This window comes from Emticicia sp. MM (genome assembly GCF_001649495.1).
The window spans coordinates 79,748-96,111 of the sequence record NZ_LXHX01000120.1 but is presented as its reverse complement, the minus strand read 5'-3'; the positions used below and the strand labels follow the sequence as shown (position 1 = coordinate 96,111).

Annotated in this window: 10 protein-coding genes; 6 read left to right on the top strand and 4 right to left on the bottom strand. The window is 37.8% G+C overall.

Annotation, left to right across the window (positions count from 1 at the left end):
• The 3 genes from A6M55_RS16980 to A6M55_RS16970 all read right to left on the bottom strand — a co-directional run.
• A partial coding sequence (locus A6M55_RS16980) for a fibronectin type III domain-containing protein (protein ID WP_197491725.1) occupies positions 1-1,103 on the bottom strand: 1,103 nt, incomplete at its 3' end.
• An 857-nt stretch (positions 1,104-1,960) separates the two neighbouring features.
• A complete protein-coding gene (locus A6M55_RS16975) occupies positions 1,961-3,502 on the bottom strand; it encodes a YifB family Mg chelatase-like AAA ATPase (protein WP_064198624.1) in 1,542 nt (513 codons plus the stop codon).
• Positions 3,503-3,615: 113 nt separating this feature from the next.
• Positions 3,616-5,097, bottom strand: coding sequence for a M20/M25/M40 family metallo-hydrolase (locus A6M55_RS16970; RefSeq protein ID WP_064198623.1), 1,482 nt, complete (start codon positions 5,095-5,097; stop codon positions 3,616-3,618).
• 237 nt (positions 5,098-5,334) lie between these two features.
• Between A6M55_RS16970 and A6M55_RS16965 the strand changes: the two genes are divergently transcribed.
• The 3 genes from A6M55_RS16965 to A6M55_RS16955 all read left to right on the top strand — a co-directional run bounded on the left by A6M55_RS16965 (position 5,335) and on the right by A6M55_RS16955 (position 9,859).
• Positions 5,335-7,422 carry a S9 family peptidase gene (locus A6M55_RS16965; protein WP_229235561.1) on the top strand — a complete coding sequence of 696 codons (2,088 nt, stop codon included), beginning with the start codon at positions 5,335-5,337 and terminating at the stop codon, positions 7,420-7,422.
• A gap of 172 nt (positions 7,423-7,594) precedes the next feature.
• The gene (locus A6M55_RS16960) at positions 7,595-9,352 is read left to right on the top strand and encodes a DUF6089 family protein (RefSeq protein WP_064198622.1); all 1,758 of its coding nucleotides are present in this window, start codon (positions 7,595-7,597) and stop codon (positions 9,350-9,352) included.
• Between the two features lie 129 nt (positions 9,353-9,481).
• On the top strand, positions 9,482-9,859 hold the full coding sequence (locus A6M55_RS16955) for a rhodanese-like domain-containing protein (protein WP_015028697.1): 378 nt from the start codon (positions 9,482-9,484) through the stop codon (positions 9,857-9,859).
• A 94-nt stretch (positions 9,860-9,953) separates the two neighbouring features.
• Here the strand turns inward: A6M55_RS16955 and treF are convergent, their stop codons facing one another.
• Positions 9,954-11,555 (bottom strand): alpha,alpha-trehalase TreF, encoded by a 1,602-nt coding sequence (treF, locus tag A6M55_RS16950; protein WP_064198621.1) that lies wholly within the window; start codon positions 11,553-11,555, stop codon positions 9,954-9,956.
• Positions 11,556-11,744: 189 nt separating this feature from the next.
• Here treF and A6M55_RS16945 point away from each other — a divergent pair, with 189 nt between their 5' ends.
• The 3 genes from A6M55_RS16945 to A6M55_RS16935 all read left to right on the top strand — a co-directional run bounded on the left by A6M55_RS16945 (position 11,745) and on the right by A6M55_RS16935 (position 16,354).
• Positions 11,745-12,674: a hypothetical protein gene (locus tag A6M55_RS16945; protein WP_064198620.1), complete on the top strand. Its 930-nt coding sequence runs from the start codon at positions 11,745-11,747 to the stop codon at positions 12,672-12,674.
• A 49-nt stretch (positions 12,675-12,723) separates the two neighbouring features.
• Complete coding sequence (gene nadA, locus A6M55_RS16940) at positions 12,724-13,683, top strand: quinolinate synthase NadA (protein ID WP_064198619.1); 960 nt, start codon at positions 12,724-12,726, stop codon at positions 13,681-13,683.
• A 229-nt stretch (positions 13,684-13,912) separates the two neighbouring features.
• Positions 13,913-16,354 (top strand): endonuclease MutS2, encoded by a 2,442-nt coding sequence (locus tag A6M55_RS16935; protein WP_064198618.1) that lies wholly within the window; start codon positions 13,913-13,915, stop codon positions 16,352-16,354.
• The last annotated feature ends 10 nt before the right edge of the window (positions 16,355-16,364 follow it).

Below are 16,364 nucleotides of genomic sequence, written 5' to 3'. Positions count from 1 at the left end.
CAAGCTGAACTCAGCTTAAACTCATAGTCTGTTTTATCTTTCAATCCACTAATGACTGCACTGTTACCATTAAATGGTACAGAATTCCAAATCGAAGTCTTGGGTGTTTTATACCAAGCTGTGATGGGATAGGTCTCAGCATCTTCGGCAGTGGCTTCACAGGTTAATTCTACTCTTCCTTTGCCAATCGGATTAATCACCATCCCTTCGGGAGCTACGCAGGGCTTTCCATAGCTAAAAGTAACCACTTGACTTTTTCCCTCATTTTCATACTCATCGGCCCCATTGACATCTTCTTCTTGCACCTGTACGGCGTAGCGTTTTCCCTTTTCAAGCGAAATATTCCCCGCTCCATAGCTGAAATAAGGATTTGTGGTGGTAATTTCTATCGGTTGAATGCCACTATTGGCTATCACATTTGGGTCATCATCGCCGCTGAGAGTATAAATTCTAAGTTTATAGGTTTTTCCCTGAGCCGCATTCAATGAAGCCGTACTGCGGCTTGTCCAAGAAAACAAAACATTTTGGGGAGTTGTAACTGGCAAAATCGCTCTATCCTGCGGAAGATTGATGACGGGTGGATAGTTTTTGAATACATTCATCAAAGCCATCCCTGTATTCGATACTTGACGATTTCGGTCAATTTCGTAGGCTTCCACCGTCCAAGTATAAAGTCCTTCGGGCAAACGTCCACCACTGTATAAGGCACTAAAATCTACACCATCTACGACCAAATTCGAGATATTAAAATACTCGACTAAGTCACTGGCGTTGAGCAAAATGGGTTGCCCAGGTATGAGTTTTAAGGTTTGATTGGGCACAAAGCCATCCACGGTTCGAATATCTACTCCAACGCCCGCCAAACGAATTTTTAAATAAACATCCACCGAAGGTTTGGTCAGGTCTTTGAGCAATAAATGCACCTTGAACATATCGGTACTGGTACTAATCTCCGACCATTTTAGAGAGTAGCTCGGCTTGACAATGGGAGTACAAGTAACGGGATAATTTTGACTAAAAGCTCTTGTGGACAGCAGAAATAAGACCATAGTCAAACTTCTACCCAATAGTCTTGTGATGGATTTGTAGTAAGGAAGAGTCATCTTTAATATGTATATATCAGGCAATCACATGTATCAATAAATATTTGTGATTTTATTTGACTCTTTTATTGAAGTTTAAGTCACAATGAGTCTTTTAAAAATCGAAATATACTTATTAAAAGGTTTGTTGAATTTATCTTGACATAATAAAGAAAGAGCCTAAATACCAAAACCATATAGCAAATCTGCTCAGGAAGTATTGCAGTCACTGAATACGCTAAAATTAGAATGTTTAAATTTTGTAAATATATGTGATTGTCTGTGGGGGGAAGAGAGGGATAAGATTACCAAGTGGTTATCAAAATCAATAAATGACTTGAAAATCAGTTATAAAAATGAAGAAGAGTATCCTTTTTTACATTCATATAGTTTGGAATGAAACATGTATTTTTGTCTCTACTATTACCAGTAGATTAAAAATAGTAGATTTGTTTTAACTCCTGAGAAATCTAAACGATGGAGTGCACGGCGTTTTCTGCAGTATTTTCTTTTGCACCCCACGACTCTAATTTGATGCTGGTAATGGGGTGTGGAGACTTCTAACAAAATTCTTTTACACAACCATTCGTTTAAAAATTTTGACTTAAAAGTTATAGTATGGATATACAAAACAAATGTGACTAACCTACTGTAATCATTCTTCAAAGTTATATTACCATCATTGTAATATTCTTGCACTTTTAGAAGTATTAACTTTCATTAAATAGAAAGGTTTTCTCTGCTTTTGAATATATTCTACTGTAATATCGATACCTTTGGGGTTTTAAAGTTTGTAAACCACCATAAATAATTTTTCGCCTTGCTGTACAAAATATTACAGACATAAGTATTTTTTTCTCAACTTTACTTATTTTAAATTATCCCGCCCAATTCTCTCTATCCAAACTACGATACTGAATTGCTTCGGCCAAATGTTCGATTCTGATTTCGTCAGTTCCTGCCAAATCAGCAATCGTTCTACTGACTTTCAAGATTCTATCATACGCACGTGCCGAAAGACCGAGACGTTCCATTGCTTTTTTGAGTAGTGCTTTTCCAGCTTCGCCAATATCGCAGATTTCTTTCACCATTTCGGGTGGCATCATTGCATTTGAATGTATTTCTGAGTAATTCTCAAAACGCTTCGTCTGAATTTCACGGGCCTTGATGACTCGTTCTCGAATTTCGGCTGATGTTTCATTTTTTCGTGTGGAAGCAATCTGGTCGAAACTTACGGGCGTAACTTCTACGTGTAAGTCTATTCTATCCAAAAGTGGCCCTGAAATTTTATTGAGGTATTTCCCAACTGTGCCTGGCGGACAAGAACAGTCTTTTTCGGGGTGATTATAATACCCACATGGACAAGGATTCATGCTTGCTACTAACATAAAATTGGCAGGAAAATCAACTGCTTGTTTGGTGCGAGAAATTACCACTTTTCGCTCTTCGAGTGGCTGACGCATCACTTCCAAAACTGTTCGTTTAAATTCAGGTAATTCATCCAAAAATAAAACACCATTGTGTGCCAACGAAATCTCACCAGGTTGTGGGAAACTTCCTCCACCAACCAAAGCGGCATCTGAGATAGTATGATGTGGTGAGCGAAAAGGTCGACGAGCAATCAAAGAAGCTTTAACCCCCAACTTTCCTGCTACCGAATGAATTTTTGTTGTTTCGAGTGCTTCGTGAAGTGTAAGAGGTGGTAAAATTGACGGCAGACGCTTCGCAAGCATCGTTTTTCCTGCACCTGGGGGGCCAATCATAATTACGTTATGTCCACCAGCGGCGGCAATTTCCATAGCTCGTTTGATGTTTTCTTGCCCTTGTACGTGCGAGAAATCAGCATCGTATTCGCCAACTGAATTGAAGAAAATATCTCTCGTGTCGGTAACTAATGGCTCAATTTCTTTCGCACCTGTCAGAAACTCAATGGCTTCGGTGAGTGTATTTACTGGAATAATATCTAAGGCATTTACAATAGATGCTTCCATTGCATTTTCGGCAGGAAGGATAAAGCCTTTGAGTTTGTTTCGGCGAGCTTCAATGGCAATCGGCAAAACCCCTTTGATTGGACGAAGTGTACCATCTAAGGCCAATTCGCCCAAGATAACGTATTCTTCTAAATTTTTGCTTGTTCTGATTTGTCCTGAAACCGCCAAAAGGCCTAAGGCCATTGGCAAATCATAAGCCGAACCTTCCTTACGAATATCGGCAGGTGCGAGATTGATGACCGTTTTTTGACGAGAAATCTGATAATTACAATTTTTCAGGGCAGCATCTACTCTTTGTTGGCTTTCTTTAACAGCCCCATCGGGCAAACCAACAATTGCCATTCCTGTACCTTGTACGACGCTTACTTCAACAGTTATTAGTGTGGCATTTACTCCATAAACAGCAGCCCCGAAGGTTTTTGACAGCATAAGTTTGTATAGAAAATTAATATAAAATAATAGCCACTAAGAAATTAAGCCCCAATTTTCAATGAAAATTGGCGTAGTAGTGCTTAGTTTTTTAGTGGCCTAAATTTCAAAAATTATTGTTCCCAACGCCAGTCTTTGCCAATAATCAATTCGTTTTTAAGATTTTGTTTAATCAAAAACTCTTTGGTTTCTTGGTCGTTCATTTTTTTCACTGGTAAAGCCTCGGCTTCAGCCAAAGCATAAAGCATCATTGCCGTAAAGCGAACGTTATTACCAATTTGTTTTTTATCAATCAAATCGAAGCGGTCGCAGTTAGCGTGGTAGCAGTTGTAGGCTTTTACTGGGAAATTCCCTGATGGCGAGCAAACTGGTACACCTTCAATCATAAATGGCTGATGGTCAGAATGCAAACCCGCAGAATTACGATTCGTATTAGTGTATGTCGAATCAATTTCTTTGATTTTTGCACCAATTTCATCAAAAAACTTTTGCAATTCTGGGCGACCCATTGAATTGAAGCCCTTGGCGTTATTGACCATATCGAGGTTAACCATCAACTGAACTTGGTCGATTTTTCCTTCTTCTTTATACTTTTTTACCATTGCTTTCGAGCCAAGTAATCCTTGCTCTTCACCCATAAACATTACAAATTCGATGGTGCGTTTTGGGCGAAGGTTTAGCGATTGGAAAACCCTTGCAATGTCCAGAATTGTGAAAGAACCTATACCGTTATCCATCGCACCAGTTGCCAAATCCCATGAATCTAAATGGCCACCTATGATGATTTTCTCTTTTTTGTATTTTTTTGAGCTTCCAGGAAGAGTCGCAATTACATTTCTGGCTCTGATTGGACGACTGAAATTTCGCATATCAATTACTGCCAACAAATTTGGTTCGTCTTTTATCCATTTGCGAATCGCTTTGCCACTTTCTACCGAAATACAAACAGCCGGAATCGGAATCAACTCACCAGTTACCGACGCTGTTCCTGTCAAAAGCACTCCACCGTCAACAGCATTTGCAATGATTACGCCAGTAGCCCCGTATTTGATGGCCAAAGCTGTTTTTTCGGAACGATGTAGATTCTTCTTTCCTTTATTTTCGGGTGATTGAATGTTAATATTAAACAACGCAATTTTTCCTTTTACTTCGGCTTTTACTTTCTCAAAATCAGATTCAATTCCATCGCCACAATCAACGATTGGCCCTTGTAAATGCGAAGAAACAGGCGAATGAGCCAAAGCTACTACCTCTACATCACGGAAGTTATCGCTACCTTTTGGTACGATTGCCAAACTTACTGTATCTCTCGCCCAAGACTCAACCTCGAAAGGCAAATACTTAACATCAACGAAGCCGTATTCTTTGAATAGTTTATAGGCATATTCTTCTGCTTTTTTGCCGTTGGTGCTGCCTGTAAGTCGATGACCAATGGTTGAGGTTGCTTCACCGAGTGTCTCATAAGAACGCCCACGATAAAGCACATCTTGATTGATTTTGATAAATATTTCTTCGAGGCTATCTCTCTTTATTTTAAACGAAGAAAGAGCAGCAATGATTACCAAGACGATTATCGCAAAACTCTGTTTTTTCATTAGATTTATTGATGGTTATAATTTGTATAGATGACAATTTCGGATTCTACCCGTAATATTAATTGTAAAAATCGTTATTTTTTTATTTTTCTACAAAATGTCTTTTTTTTTTCAAAAAAACAGTAATCTCACTCAAAATATTTTTGACCCAATGGTAGAAAATATCGTTTACTTTTGTTGAATTTTTTGAGATTACCATTTCAAAAAATTATTATTTGTAAAAACTATTTTCAAGATATGAGTATCCAACCAAATATGACGAACGCAGGCTTAATCGCCCCAACTGTAGAAGTAAAACCGAAAGAAATAATTACCCACAACCACACTCGCATTGATAATTATTATTGGCTCAATGACCCCGAAAATCCTGATGTGATTGCATATCTGAATGCAGAAAATCAGTATTTAGACAAAGTAATGTTGCCCATAAAGCCTTTACAAGAAAAGCTTTTTGAGGAAATGAAGGGCAGAATCAAAGAGCAAGATGAATCAGTTCCTGTAAAAGATGGTGAATACTTTTATTATGTAAAATATGTAGAAGGAGGAGAATATCCTGTTTATTGTCGGAAAAAAGGCAACCTCAATGCGACAGAAGAAATTCTGCTTGATGGCAATGAAATGGGTAAAGGCAAAAAGTATTTCAGCATCGGTGGCTACGAGATTACGGATAATGATGAAATCATTGCTTATGGTGTCGATACCATAAGCCGACGCAACTACACAGTGAGATTTAAAAATCTAAAAACTGGCGAAATCTATAAAGACCAAATTAAAAATACAGAAGGTGGAAGCTACGCTTGGGCGGCTGATAACAAAACCTTTTTTTATATACTCCGTGACCAAAAGACCCTACTGGGCTATCAGGTTTGGCGACATGTTTTAGGAACTGACGTAAAAACCGATGTCTTGGTTTATGAAGAAAAAGACAACCAATACTACATGGGTCTTTACCGAATGAAATCGAAAAAGTATATAGCCATCGGTAGCGACCACAACGGAATTGCTTCCGAATATCAACTTTTGGAAGCAGGAAATCCAGGGGGAGAGTTCAGAACATTTCTCTCTCGTGAGCGTGGACACGAATACGATATTGAGCATTTTGAAGATAAATTTTACGTAAAAACCAATATTAATAATGCTTTTAATTTCAAATTAATGGAAGTTAATGAGTATGAAACCAGCGATAAATCAAAATGGAAGACCGTCATTGAGCATCGTCCAGAGGTTTATTTAGAAGGAATTGAGGTTTTCAAAAATCATTTAGTCGTTCAAGAGAAAAATCAAGGTCTTAGCCAGCTTCGTATCATTAATCATTCAACAAAGGCAGAGTATTACCTCAACTTTGGCGAACCTGCTTACGATGCAAACATTGGCTCAAACCCAAGTTTTGATACCAATATTCTTCGTTACAGCTATACTTCGCTAACTACACCAAATTCAACATTTGATTATGACATGAATGCCCAAACCAAGGAATTAAAGAAACAACAAACTGTTTTGGGAGGATTTGATAAAGAAAACTATGTTTCAGAAAGGGTATTCGTGACCGTACGTGATGGAGCAAAAGTACCTGTCTCGATAGTTTACCGAAAAGGCACAAAGCTTAATGGAACAGCACCACTTTTACAATATTCCTACGGCTCTTATGGTTATTCGACTGATGCCACTTTTGGTTCGAGTCGCTTGAGTTTGCTTGACCGAGGTTTTGTGTACGCTATTGCCCACATTAGAGGTGGACAAGAAATGGGGAGAGAATGGTACGAAAATGGAAAGATGTTCAAGAAAATGAATACTTTTTATGATTTTATTGACTGTTCGGATTTTCTAATCAAAAACAAATACTGTAGCCCTGAAAAACTTTTTGCACTCGGTGGCAGTGCGGGTGGGCTTCTGATGGGAGCCATCATCAATCTTCGACCAGACTTGTACCGTGGTGTTGTGGCAGCCGTGCCATTTGTCGATGTCGTAACAACAATGCTCGATGAAACAATTCCGCTTACAACAGGCGAATTTGAAGAATGGGGAAATCCTAAAAATAAGGATTCTTATGAGTATATGTTATCTTATTCGCCTTACGATAACGTCGAGACAAAGGACTATCCTAATTTACTCGTAACAACTGGTCTGCATGATTCGCAAGTACAGTATTTTGAGCCGGCCAAATGGGTTGCTAAACTCCGTACAATGAAAACCGACAATAATATTTTATTAATGCACACCAACATGGAAGCTGGACATGGTGGTGCCTCTGGCAGATTTGCCTCACTTAAAGAAGTAGCGATGGAATATGCCTTCATTATTGACTTGGCCGGAATTATTGATTGAACAAATAATGGCCGATTAATCATTTTTGGATAAATAATATAGTTTTTTGTAGAAATTTCTAACATTTTTTTTTTTCTTTGCTAAAGATTACAGATAAATTGTGACTTAAAATCCGCTGATTAGTCCAATTTTAATATTATTTCTTAGAAGAAAACAATAAAATTCCCCCAACATGAAGAAGGTAACATTCCTTTTTGTAGCGTTATTGACCTTATCGCTAACAACTCAGGCACAAGATTCTTGTAAGGTGTGTAAACCTTATAAGTGGGAAGTTGGTATTCCGCTTGGTGTCAATCAGTATTTTGGTGATATGCACTGTAGCAAGCCTTATGCTTCGGCTAACAGTATTATGATTGGTGCTTTTGTTCGTCGCCACATCAATGATTATTTTGCTGCACGAGCTCAAATTCTATTTGGGCGTTTAGCAGGAAATGACCTTGATCAACCAGATGGCAGATGGGACTATCGCCGTTTGAAATTCAAAACACCTTTGACCGAATTATCTTTATTAGGAGAATTCTACCCTTTAAAAGAAAGAAAATATACTTGTGATGGAACATTCCGCCGAACACTTTCTCCTTACTTATTTGGTGGAGTAGGTGTTGCTTTCACAAATCCAACTGTTACTGCACAAAATGCGTCACTACAAGATGATGATCCTCGTAAGTATGTAGTTGCACGTTTATTTGACCAAGACCAAGCAAATTTGAAAAAAGCTGCTTTAGTTCTTCCTTTCGGGGTTGGTTTGAAGTATAACGTTGCAGAAAGATGGACTATCGGAGCTGAAGTTGGCTACCGCTATGCTTTCTCTGACTATTTAGATGGTACGAAACTTTCTACAACTGCCCTTGGAACGGGTACAGCATTTGAACCAAACGGAAAAGCATATAACGATGGTTACTTAGTAGCTAACTTACTTGGTTCTTACCGTTTTGGTGATAAAGATGGCGATAAAGATGGTGTTGTTGACCGTTGTGATGCTTGTCCAACTGAAAAAGGTTTACGTAAATTCCAAGGCTGTCCTGATACTGACGGCGACGGTATTCCTGACAAAGATGATGCTTGCCCAACTCAAGCTGGCCCAATGGCATTGAAAGGTTGCCCAGATACTGACGGTGATGGTATCGCTGATAAAGATGATGAGTGTCCAACACAAGTTGGTACAATTGCATTGAAAGGTTGTCCTGACCGTGACAAAGATGGTGTAGCTGATAAAGACGATGCCTGTCCAGATGTTGCTGGAGTAAAAGCATTGAAAGGTTGCCCAGATTCAGACGGAGATGGTATTGCTGATAAAGATGATGCATGCCCTAATGAAGCTGGTCCTGCTTCATTGAATGGTTGCCCAGATACTGACGGTGATGGCATCGCTGATAAAGATGATGCTTGTCCAACTATCAAAGGTGTTGCTTCGGCAAAAGGTTGCCCTGACCGTGATAAAGATGGTGTAGCAGATGCACAAGATAAATGTCCAGACTTAGCTGGTTTAGCCTCAAACGATGGTTGTCCAGAAGGTTATGTAAATGGTCAATTAGTACCGAAAGGATACAGAACTGCAAGTGGTTGCGAAATTTCACAATCAGAATTAGATGAGTTGACTTTCGCAGCTCAAGGAATCGAGTTCTATAGCGGTACAAACAAATTGAAACCAGCTTCATACAAAAAACTTGACAGAGTTTGTTCATTATTGCAAAGATGCCCAGATAGTATCTTACACATCTCAGCATTTAATGATGGTGCAAGCAACGCAACAAATCTTCGTTCAGCGAAACTTCGTGCATGTGCAATTTATGCTTACTTCTTGAAGAAAAAATGCATCAGCAAAGCTCGTATGACGTATGATGGCCAAGGCGATGAAGACCCAAAAACAGAGTACACTACGCCTGATGGCAAAAAGACAAATACTCGTGTTCAATTCCAATTGAGATAATAATAGAACAATTTTTTTAAATTGTTTAGAAATAAAAAAGAGCAGAAACCCTAGGTTTTTGCTCTTTTTTATTGTCATTTTATTTCAATACTTTTGAAGTAATATTTAACATAAACTTTAAACGCACGAATGAAAAACTATTTTTATCTCATTACATTCTTTTTATTTTGCACACTGGGAACCTTAAAAGCCCAAACAGTAAACCTTACACCACAAGAGTTTATCGCTAAAGTAAAGACTACCAAAGACGCCCAACTACTGGATGTTCGTACACCGCAAGAATGGGAAGCGGGCAAAATTGCCTCATCAAAATGTATTAATTATAATGATGCTAATTTTAAGCAGCAGATAGAAAAGTTAGATAAAAACAAACCTGTTTTTGTTTACTGTGCCGCTGGCGGACGTAGCAGTAAAGCAGCTCCAATATTGCAACAAGCAGGTTTTAAGTATATTTATAACTTAACTGGTGGAGGCTATAAAGATTTAGCCAATGCTGGAGTGAAATAATCTTTCACCACAAAGGCACGAATTACACAAAGTTTCAAGGAGAATATACTCTGTGTCTCTTCATGTAATCCGTGCCTCTTTGGTAAGAACTTTACTATTTCTCAGAAAGTAGTTTTAATAAAATGGCATTCGTCCAACCATATCCATCTTGAACAGGATATTCTGCACCAGCCATTTCTTCATAGACATTATATTTATCAAGCATTTTACCAGTAGATTTATAAACTTTAAGATTATTGGCAATCCAATTTTGTTTGATTCTATTGGCTAAATCATTAAAACCATAGTTTCTAAGGCCTTGAATGGCTAAATATTGAAGTGGAGCCCAACCATTGGGAGCATCCCATTGTTGACCAGTTTTGCTAAGCGTTGTTGTGAGTCCGCCTGCTTGTAAGAATTGTGTTTCCAGTATTTTGGCCACTTTTTCTGCCTGTGTTTGGCTCGCTAATTTGAAAAACAATGGATATACCGCCGCCAAAGAATAAATACCTATCTGTTTTCCAACTACAAAATCGTAGTCGAAATAGAAACCTGCCGACTCATTCCAGAAGTATTTATCAAATACTATTTTACGTTTGTTAGCTAGCTGTCTCATGCTTTGAGCATATTCGGTTTGGTTATTTGCTTCATAAATACTTGCAAGCGTAAGTTCTAAATCATATAAGATAGCATTTAGGTCAACTGGTAAAATATCAGTTGTGTGAATAGTTGACATATTTTGACCATCACGAAGCCATCTACTCGAAAAATTCCAACCTGATTCGATACCCGAACGCAAATCACGGTAAACTTGATTGGCTTTTCGCCCACTTATTTTACTAGCAAAGACTATATCTTCTCGATATGCTTCTGGACGTGGAGTGTCATTGTCATCAAAGTAACGATTTAATACATCATTTTTGCCAACAAACACTACTTTTCTATAAGCTTTTTCGCCTTTTTTACGAGCTTCATTTTGTTTTTGAGCATCATCAGTACCTTTATCTACCGACATCCAATATTGATATTCCTTCTGTATTTGCGGTAAGGTTTTGATAAGTTTATCTTCAAAACCTTTCGTTTGTGCCAACATCTTTACCATAGAAGCAAAAAATGGTGGTTGAGAACGGCTAAAATAATAACTACGATTGCCAGTCGGCACGTGTCCATAATCTTGAATCAGTTGGGCAAAGTTCAAGACCGTGTTCGCCATTAATGTATCTTTACCTGCGGCTTGTAGGCCTAACATCATAAAATAATTGTCCCAATAATAGGTTTCGCTTGCTGCTCCACTTTGAACAAGATAGGGCTTAACTAAAGGAACAAGCGTACCCGAAGATTCCTTCGTTTTTCTAGTTAAAACACTCCATAATTCATTGATATGTTCTTGCGGAGAAAGTTTTACATTGCTGACATATTTAGAATTGGGCGAAGAAAACGTAAAGTTTTCCATGACAAAACGCTTCAAATTGAAATTTGGCTTCGATTTTTCTTCCTCATATCGCTTCAATACTTCTTCTGCCTTTCCCTTTGGGCTCGCATCGGCAAATGTTTTAGAATCGGGGAATATCGCTTTTAGTTGTACTTCTTTGAAAAGCTCACCAAATTCTTCATCGGGCGATTTATACACCTTTTTTGAAACCGAATCTCCACAAGCTAATATCACCACTGTTAATCCGAGCGTTAAAACCGATTGCTTCAAAAACTTTGTTGTCATTCTATTCGTTTAAAATTTGTGTTACGTATTTTCTAAATTTTGTCTAAATAATATATAATCTTTGCCGTTGAATAATATTCAATAGCAATCTTTATTCGAAAAGTAGTAATTTCGTATAGCTAATCAGCTAAAAATAGTGTTTATATATAAAAGCAGTTCTTCGAATTGCACCACCAATAATAGTTAGACATGAAATTTATCAAAATAGTTTTAGGTTTATTTCCTTTTTTAGCCTCTGCACAAACTGAATTAGTGGTAGCCACCAATTGCTCTGACACTAAATATACCTTTTATCGTCAAGGACTTAAGGAACAAGAAGTTTCTAAAACCTATGACGTTTCTGGCAAACTTTTGAAAGAATTTAAGTCTTTTTCGAGCAAAAATACAGGTAATTATTCGGAAGAGTATCTCTACACTTATGATATTTCTGGCAAAAATAATTCTATTACTTACAAGAGAAACAATGAGGTTTTGAAAGTAACTAAAAAGGAATATGATGCTAAAGGACAAGTTTTGAAAGAATCGGTAAGTAAAGGTTTAAATTTGCTTTCAAGTAATACATTATCAAATGACGGTACAGAAAAAGTAGCGATCTTCTTTGCCGAAGATGGTAAAACGGAAGCTTTCCGTGAGGTGTCAACTTCAAATGCAAAGGGTCAAGTGCTTTCAAAAATTTTAAAAGACCAATCGGGGAAAGTGCTTATTTCTGATTTAAAAACTTATAATTCGCAAGGAAAACCTACGCAAGAAGTGCATTTCGATGCTACGGATAAAACAACTACACAAACTGATTATGTGTATGATGCGAAGGGGCTTTTGCTCCGAGATAAAACTTTAAGAAATAATGAAGTTTTTGCCGAAACCAAATACGCTTATGATGAGGCTGGAAAATTAGCTCAAAAAACACGTATCAATGGAAAAGGGCAAATAGATTATTATTTTACATACGAATACGATGTTAAAGGACAAATGACCAAAGAAAATTATTTTTATAACAATGAAGTAATCGCTATTCGTACTTTTGAATATGATTTGAAGGGGAATAAAATTAAAGAAATATACTCCGATAAATCAGGCAATGTAAGTATGTATAAAACTTGGGAATTTGCTTGTAAATAATAAAGAAAGACAAAAACAATCATAAAAATCTGATAAATCATAGTTTAAGATGGTCGCTGAAAAAATTGATTATGTTGCCGAAATTGCTCGGTTGAAAAAAGAAAAAAATGCTGTTTTATTGGTTCATTATTACCAAATCCCTGAGATTCAGGATATTGCCGATTATATTGGCGATAGCTTAGGGCTTTCGCAACAAGCTGCCAAAACTGATGCTGATATGATTGTTTTTGCGGGTGTACGCTTCATGGCTGAAACAGCAAAAATACTTTCGCCAAACAAGAAAGTGGTTTTGCCTGATTTTAACGCAGGTTGTTCGCTCGAAGAATCCGCTCCTTATGCGGAATTTAAAGCATTTAAAGACCAACACCCTGACCATATTGTCATTTCTTATGTAAATTGCTCGGCTGAGTTAAAAACACTGACTGATGTAGTTTGTACGAGTAGTAATGCGGTAAAAATCGTTGAAAGTTTTCCGAAAGACCAAAAAATAATTTTTGCTCCTGATAAAAACTTGGGCGGCTACATCAATCGAGTAACTGGCCGAAATATGTTGCTTTGGGATGGTGCGTGTATGGTTCATGAGACTTTTTCAGGAAAAATGATTACCGACCTCAAGGCTAAACACCCAACTGCTGAAGTAGTAGCTCACCCGGAAAGCGAAGAATCGGTATTGAAATTGGCTGATTACATTGGTTCAACCACAGGATTACTCAAACACGTAATAAATAGTTCACAACAAGAGTTTATTGTGGCTACTGAATCGGGAATTTTACACCAAATGCGTAAAGCGGCTCCACAAAAGAAATTTTATGTAGCCCCAACTTCAAAAAATGGTCATTCTTGCAAAGCTTGCTCAGATTGTCCACACATGAAGCTGAACACACTCGAAAAACTTTACTTATGTTTAAGAGACGAAACACCTGAGATTATCTTACCAAGCGAAATGCTCGATGATGCACGTAAACCAATCGAAAGAATGTTGGAACTTTCAGCAAAATTTGGCTTATAATAATCAAATAGATATAATATTGAAGGGTGGGATGTAAATCTCACCCTTTTTTGTTTGCAAGAAAATACCAATTTCTTGAACGAGCAAAAGCTAGCCAAGTCTTAACAATACAGAAATTTGTGATAAATTTGTATTTCAAAAAACTAAAACTGTAAATAGTTAGTTGATAATGAGCTAAGTGACAAGCTAAAAACTATTACCAGTGCTATTTTATTTATAAAAAATTTTCATGCTTTACCCCCAAAATATTGAACAAAAGTTAGGTTTTGATAAGATTCGTGAACATATCGCCGAGCAATGTATTAGTTCGCTTGGCCGTGCTTTTGTTGAAAAAATAAGATTTTCTGACGACTTTAAAATCATCGACCGATTGATTCGACAAGCCGCTGAATTTAAACTCATTCTTCAAACTGAATCAGATTTTCCAGAGCAAAACTATATTGACGTAAGCGAGGCTCTTTCTCGTGCAGCTATTCAAGGAGCTTTTGTAAGCGAAGAACAATTTTTTGAAATCAAACTTTCGCTCCGAACGATTCAACAAATCATTCATTTCTTCAAAAATAAAGAAGAACACATCTATCCAGAACTAAAAACATTGGTCAATAATTCATTGCCAGTTTCGGAAGATGGAAAGAGCGGACTTGATGGTTGGGCCTCTGTTATTTCGCAAATTGACAAGATAATAGATGAAAGGGGAAGGGTTAGAGATAATGCCTCACCCGAGTTGATGGATATTCGGCGTCGATTACTTTCTGAACAAAGCGACCTACGTAGAACACTAGAACGCATACTCCGCACCGCCCGAAACAGCGGTTGGATTGGCGATGACATGTCGCTTACGATTCGTGATGGTCGCATGGTAATTCCAATTTTGTCTGAACACAAACGCAAACTGAAAGGCTTTGTGCATGATGAATCTGCTACTGGACAAATGGCATTTATTGAACCTGCTGAAGTTTTAGAAGCCAATAATGAAATCAGAGAATTGGAATCTCGTGAACGTCGTGAGATTATAAAAATTCTCGAACGTCTAACCGATTTCATTCGTCCGCATGTACCCGCCTTACGTAAAGCCTATCTTTTTCTCGGCATCATTGATTTCATACGAGCAAAAGCTAAGTTTGCCTTAGAGATTGATGCCACTGCTCCATTTTTGGTTGATGGACAAGCCCTTGGATGGTATCGTGCTAAGCACCCTTTATTGCATTTATCTTTCCGAAAATTGGGTAAAGATGTTATCCCACTTTCAGTAAAAATAGATAAAGACAATAGAATTGTTTTGGTTTCGGGCCCCAATGCAGGGGGAAAATCTGTGATGCTCAAAACCATTGGTTTGGTGCAATACATGGCACAATGTGGTTTATTGGTACCAACCTCGCCTGATTCGAAAGTAGGTGTTTTCAAAAATATTTTCATTGATATTGGCGACGAGCAAAGCATCGAAAACGATTTGAGTACCTATAGTTCGCACCTAACGAACATGAAGTATTTTGTCAATTTTTCGAATAAATTCACGTTGTTTTTAATTGATGAGTTCGGAACTGGTACGGAACCAAGTTTGGGAGGAGCCATCGCCGAGTCGATTCTTGAACAATTACTAAAATCAAATGCTTTTGGGGTAATCAATACACACTACACCAACCTCAAGGTTTTTGCTGATAAACACAATGGCACTATCAATGGAGCCATGAAATTCGATGCTGAGCATTTAGAGCCGCTCTATGAGCTTGAAATCGGAAAACCGGGTAGTTCGTTTGCTTTAGAAGTAGCTCAAAAAATTGGACTATCGAAGCAGATTGTCGATAATGCCAAAAGGAAATTGGGTACTCAACAAATTGATTTTGAGAAACTTATCAAAGAACTTGAAATAGAACGCAAAGTTTTCTCAGAAAAAAACAAAGAGTTTATAGAGAAGAACCAAAAGCTTACATCAACGCTCGAACAATATAATGGCTTAAAGAATTTCTTGGAAATTGAGAAAAAGAAAATCTTAAATGAAGCCAAAGCTCAAGCCAAGGAGTTATTGAAGGAGGCGAATCGTAAAATTGAAAATACCATTCGTGAAATAAAAGAGGTCAAAGCCGAAAAAGACCTCACGAAGCTTCTTCGACAAGATTTGCAAGAATTCGAGCAAAAAGAGCTCAAAGTTCAGAAAGTTGAAGAAACCAAAGCTCCAGCGGGCGAGGAATGGGAATTGGGTGTTGGAGCCATAAATCTAGGCGATTACGTTCGCATCAAAGGTCAGCATACCATTGGTGAAATTATTGCTATTAAAGGCAAAGATGCGGAAGTGGCTATTGGAGCACTCAAAACTAATATCAAGCTTAATCGCTTAGAGAAAATGAGTAAAAAAGAGTTCCGTGAAGCTACTAAAGAAACACCTAAAGCTAAGATTTCGGGCATTGATATGAACGAAAAAATGATGAATTTTAGCTTTAATGTTGATTTGCGTGGCAAACGAAGTGAAGAAGCACTTGGAGAAGTAGATAGCCTCATGAATGATGCAATTATGCTGGGATATCCTGAGTTGAGAATCGTACACGGTAAAGGTGATGGAATTTTACGAACACTTATTCGTCAACACCTCCGAAACTATAAACAAGTGGCTGGCGTAGCCGACGAACACGCCGACCGAGGTGGACAAGGTGTGACGATTGTGAAGATGAAATAAATAATAGCGG

Coding starts and splice junctions, on each gene's coding strand:
- A6M55_RS16975 (WP_064198624.1), bottom strand. CDS start 3,502: ATGCTGTCAAAAACCTTCGGGGCTGCTGTTTATGGAGTAAATGCCACA.
- A6M55_RS16970 (WP_064198623.1), bottom strand. CDS start 5,097: ATGAAAAAACAGAGTTTTGCGATAATCGTCTTGGTAATCATTGCTGCT.
- A6M55_RS16965 (WP_229235561.1), top strand. CDS start 5,335: ATGAGTATCCAACCAAATATGACGAACGCAGGCTTAATCGCCCCAACT.
- A6M55_RS16960 (WP_064198622.1), top strand. CDS start 7,595: ATGAAGAAGGTAACATTCCTTTTTGTAGCGTTATTGACCTTATCGCTA.
- A6M55_RS16955 (WP_015028697.1), top strand. CDS start 9,482: ATGAAAAACTATTTTTATCTCATTACATTCTTTTTATTTTGCACACTG.
- treF (WP_064198621.1), bottom strand. CDS start 11,555: ATGACAACAAAGTTTTTGAAGCAATCGGTTTTAACGCTCGGATTAACA.
- A6M55_RS16945 (WP_064198620.1), top strand. CDS start 11,745: ATGAAATTTATCAAAATAGTTTTAGGTTTATTTCCTTTTTTAGCCTCT.
- nadA (WP_064198619.1), top strand. CDS start 12,724: ATGGTCGCTGAAAAAATTGATTATGTTGCCGAAATTGCTCGGTTGAAA.
- A6M55_RS16935 (WP_064198618.1), top strand. CDS start 13,913: ATGCTTTACCCCCAAAATATTGAACAAAAGTTAGGTTTTGATAAGATT.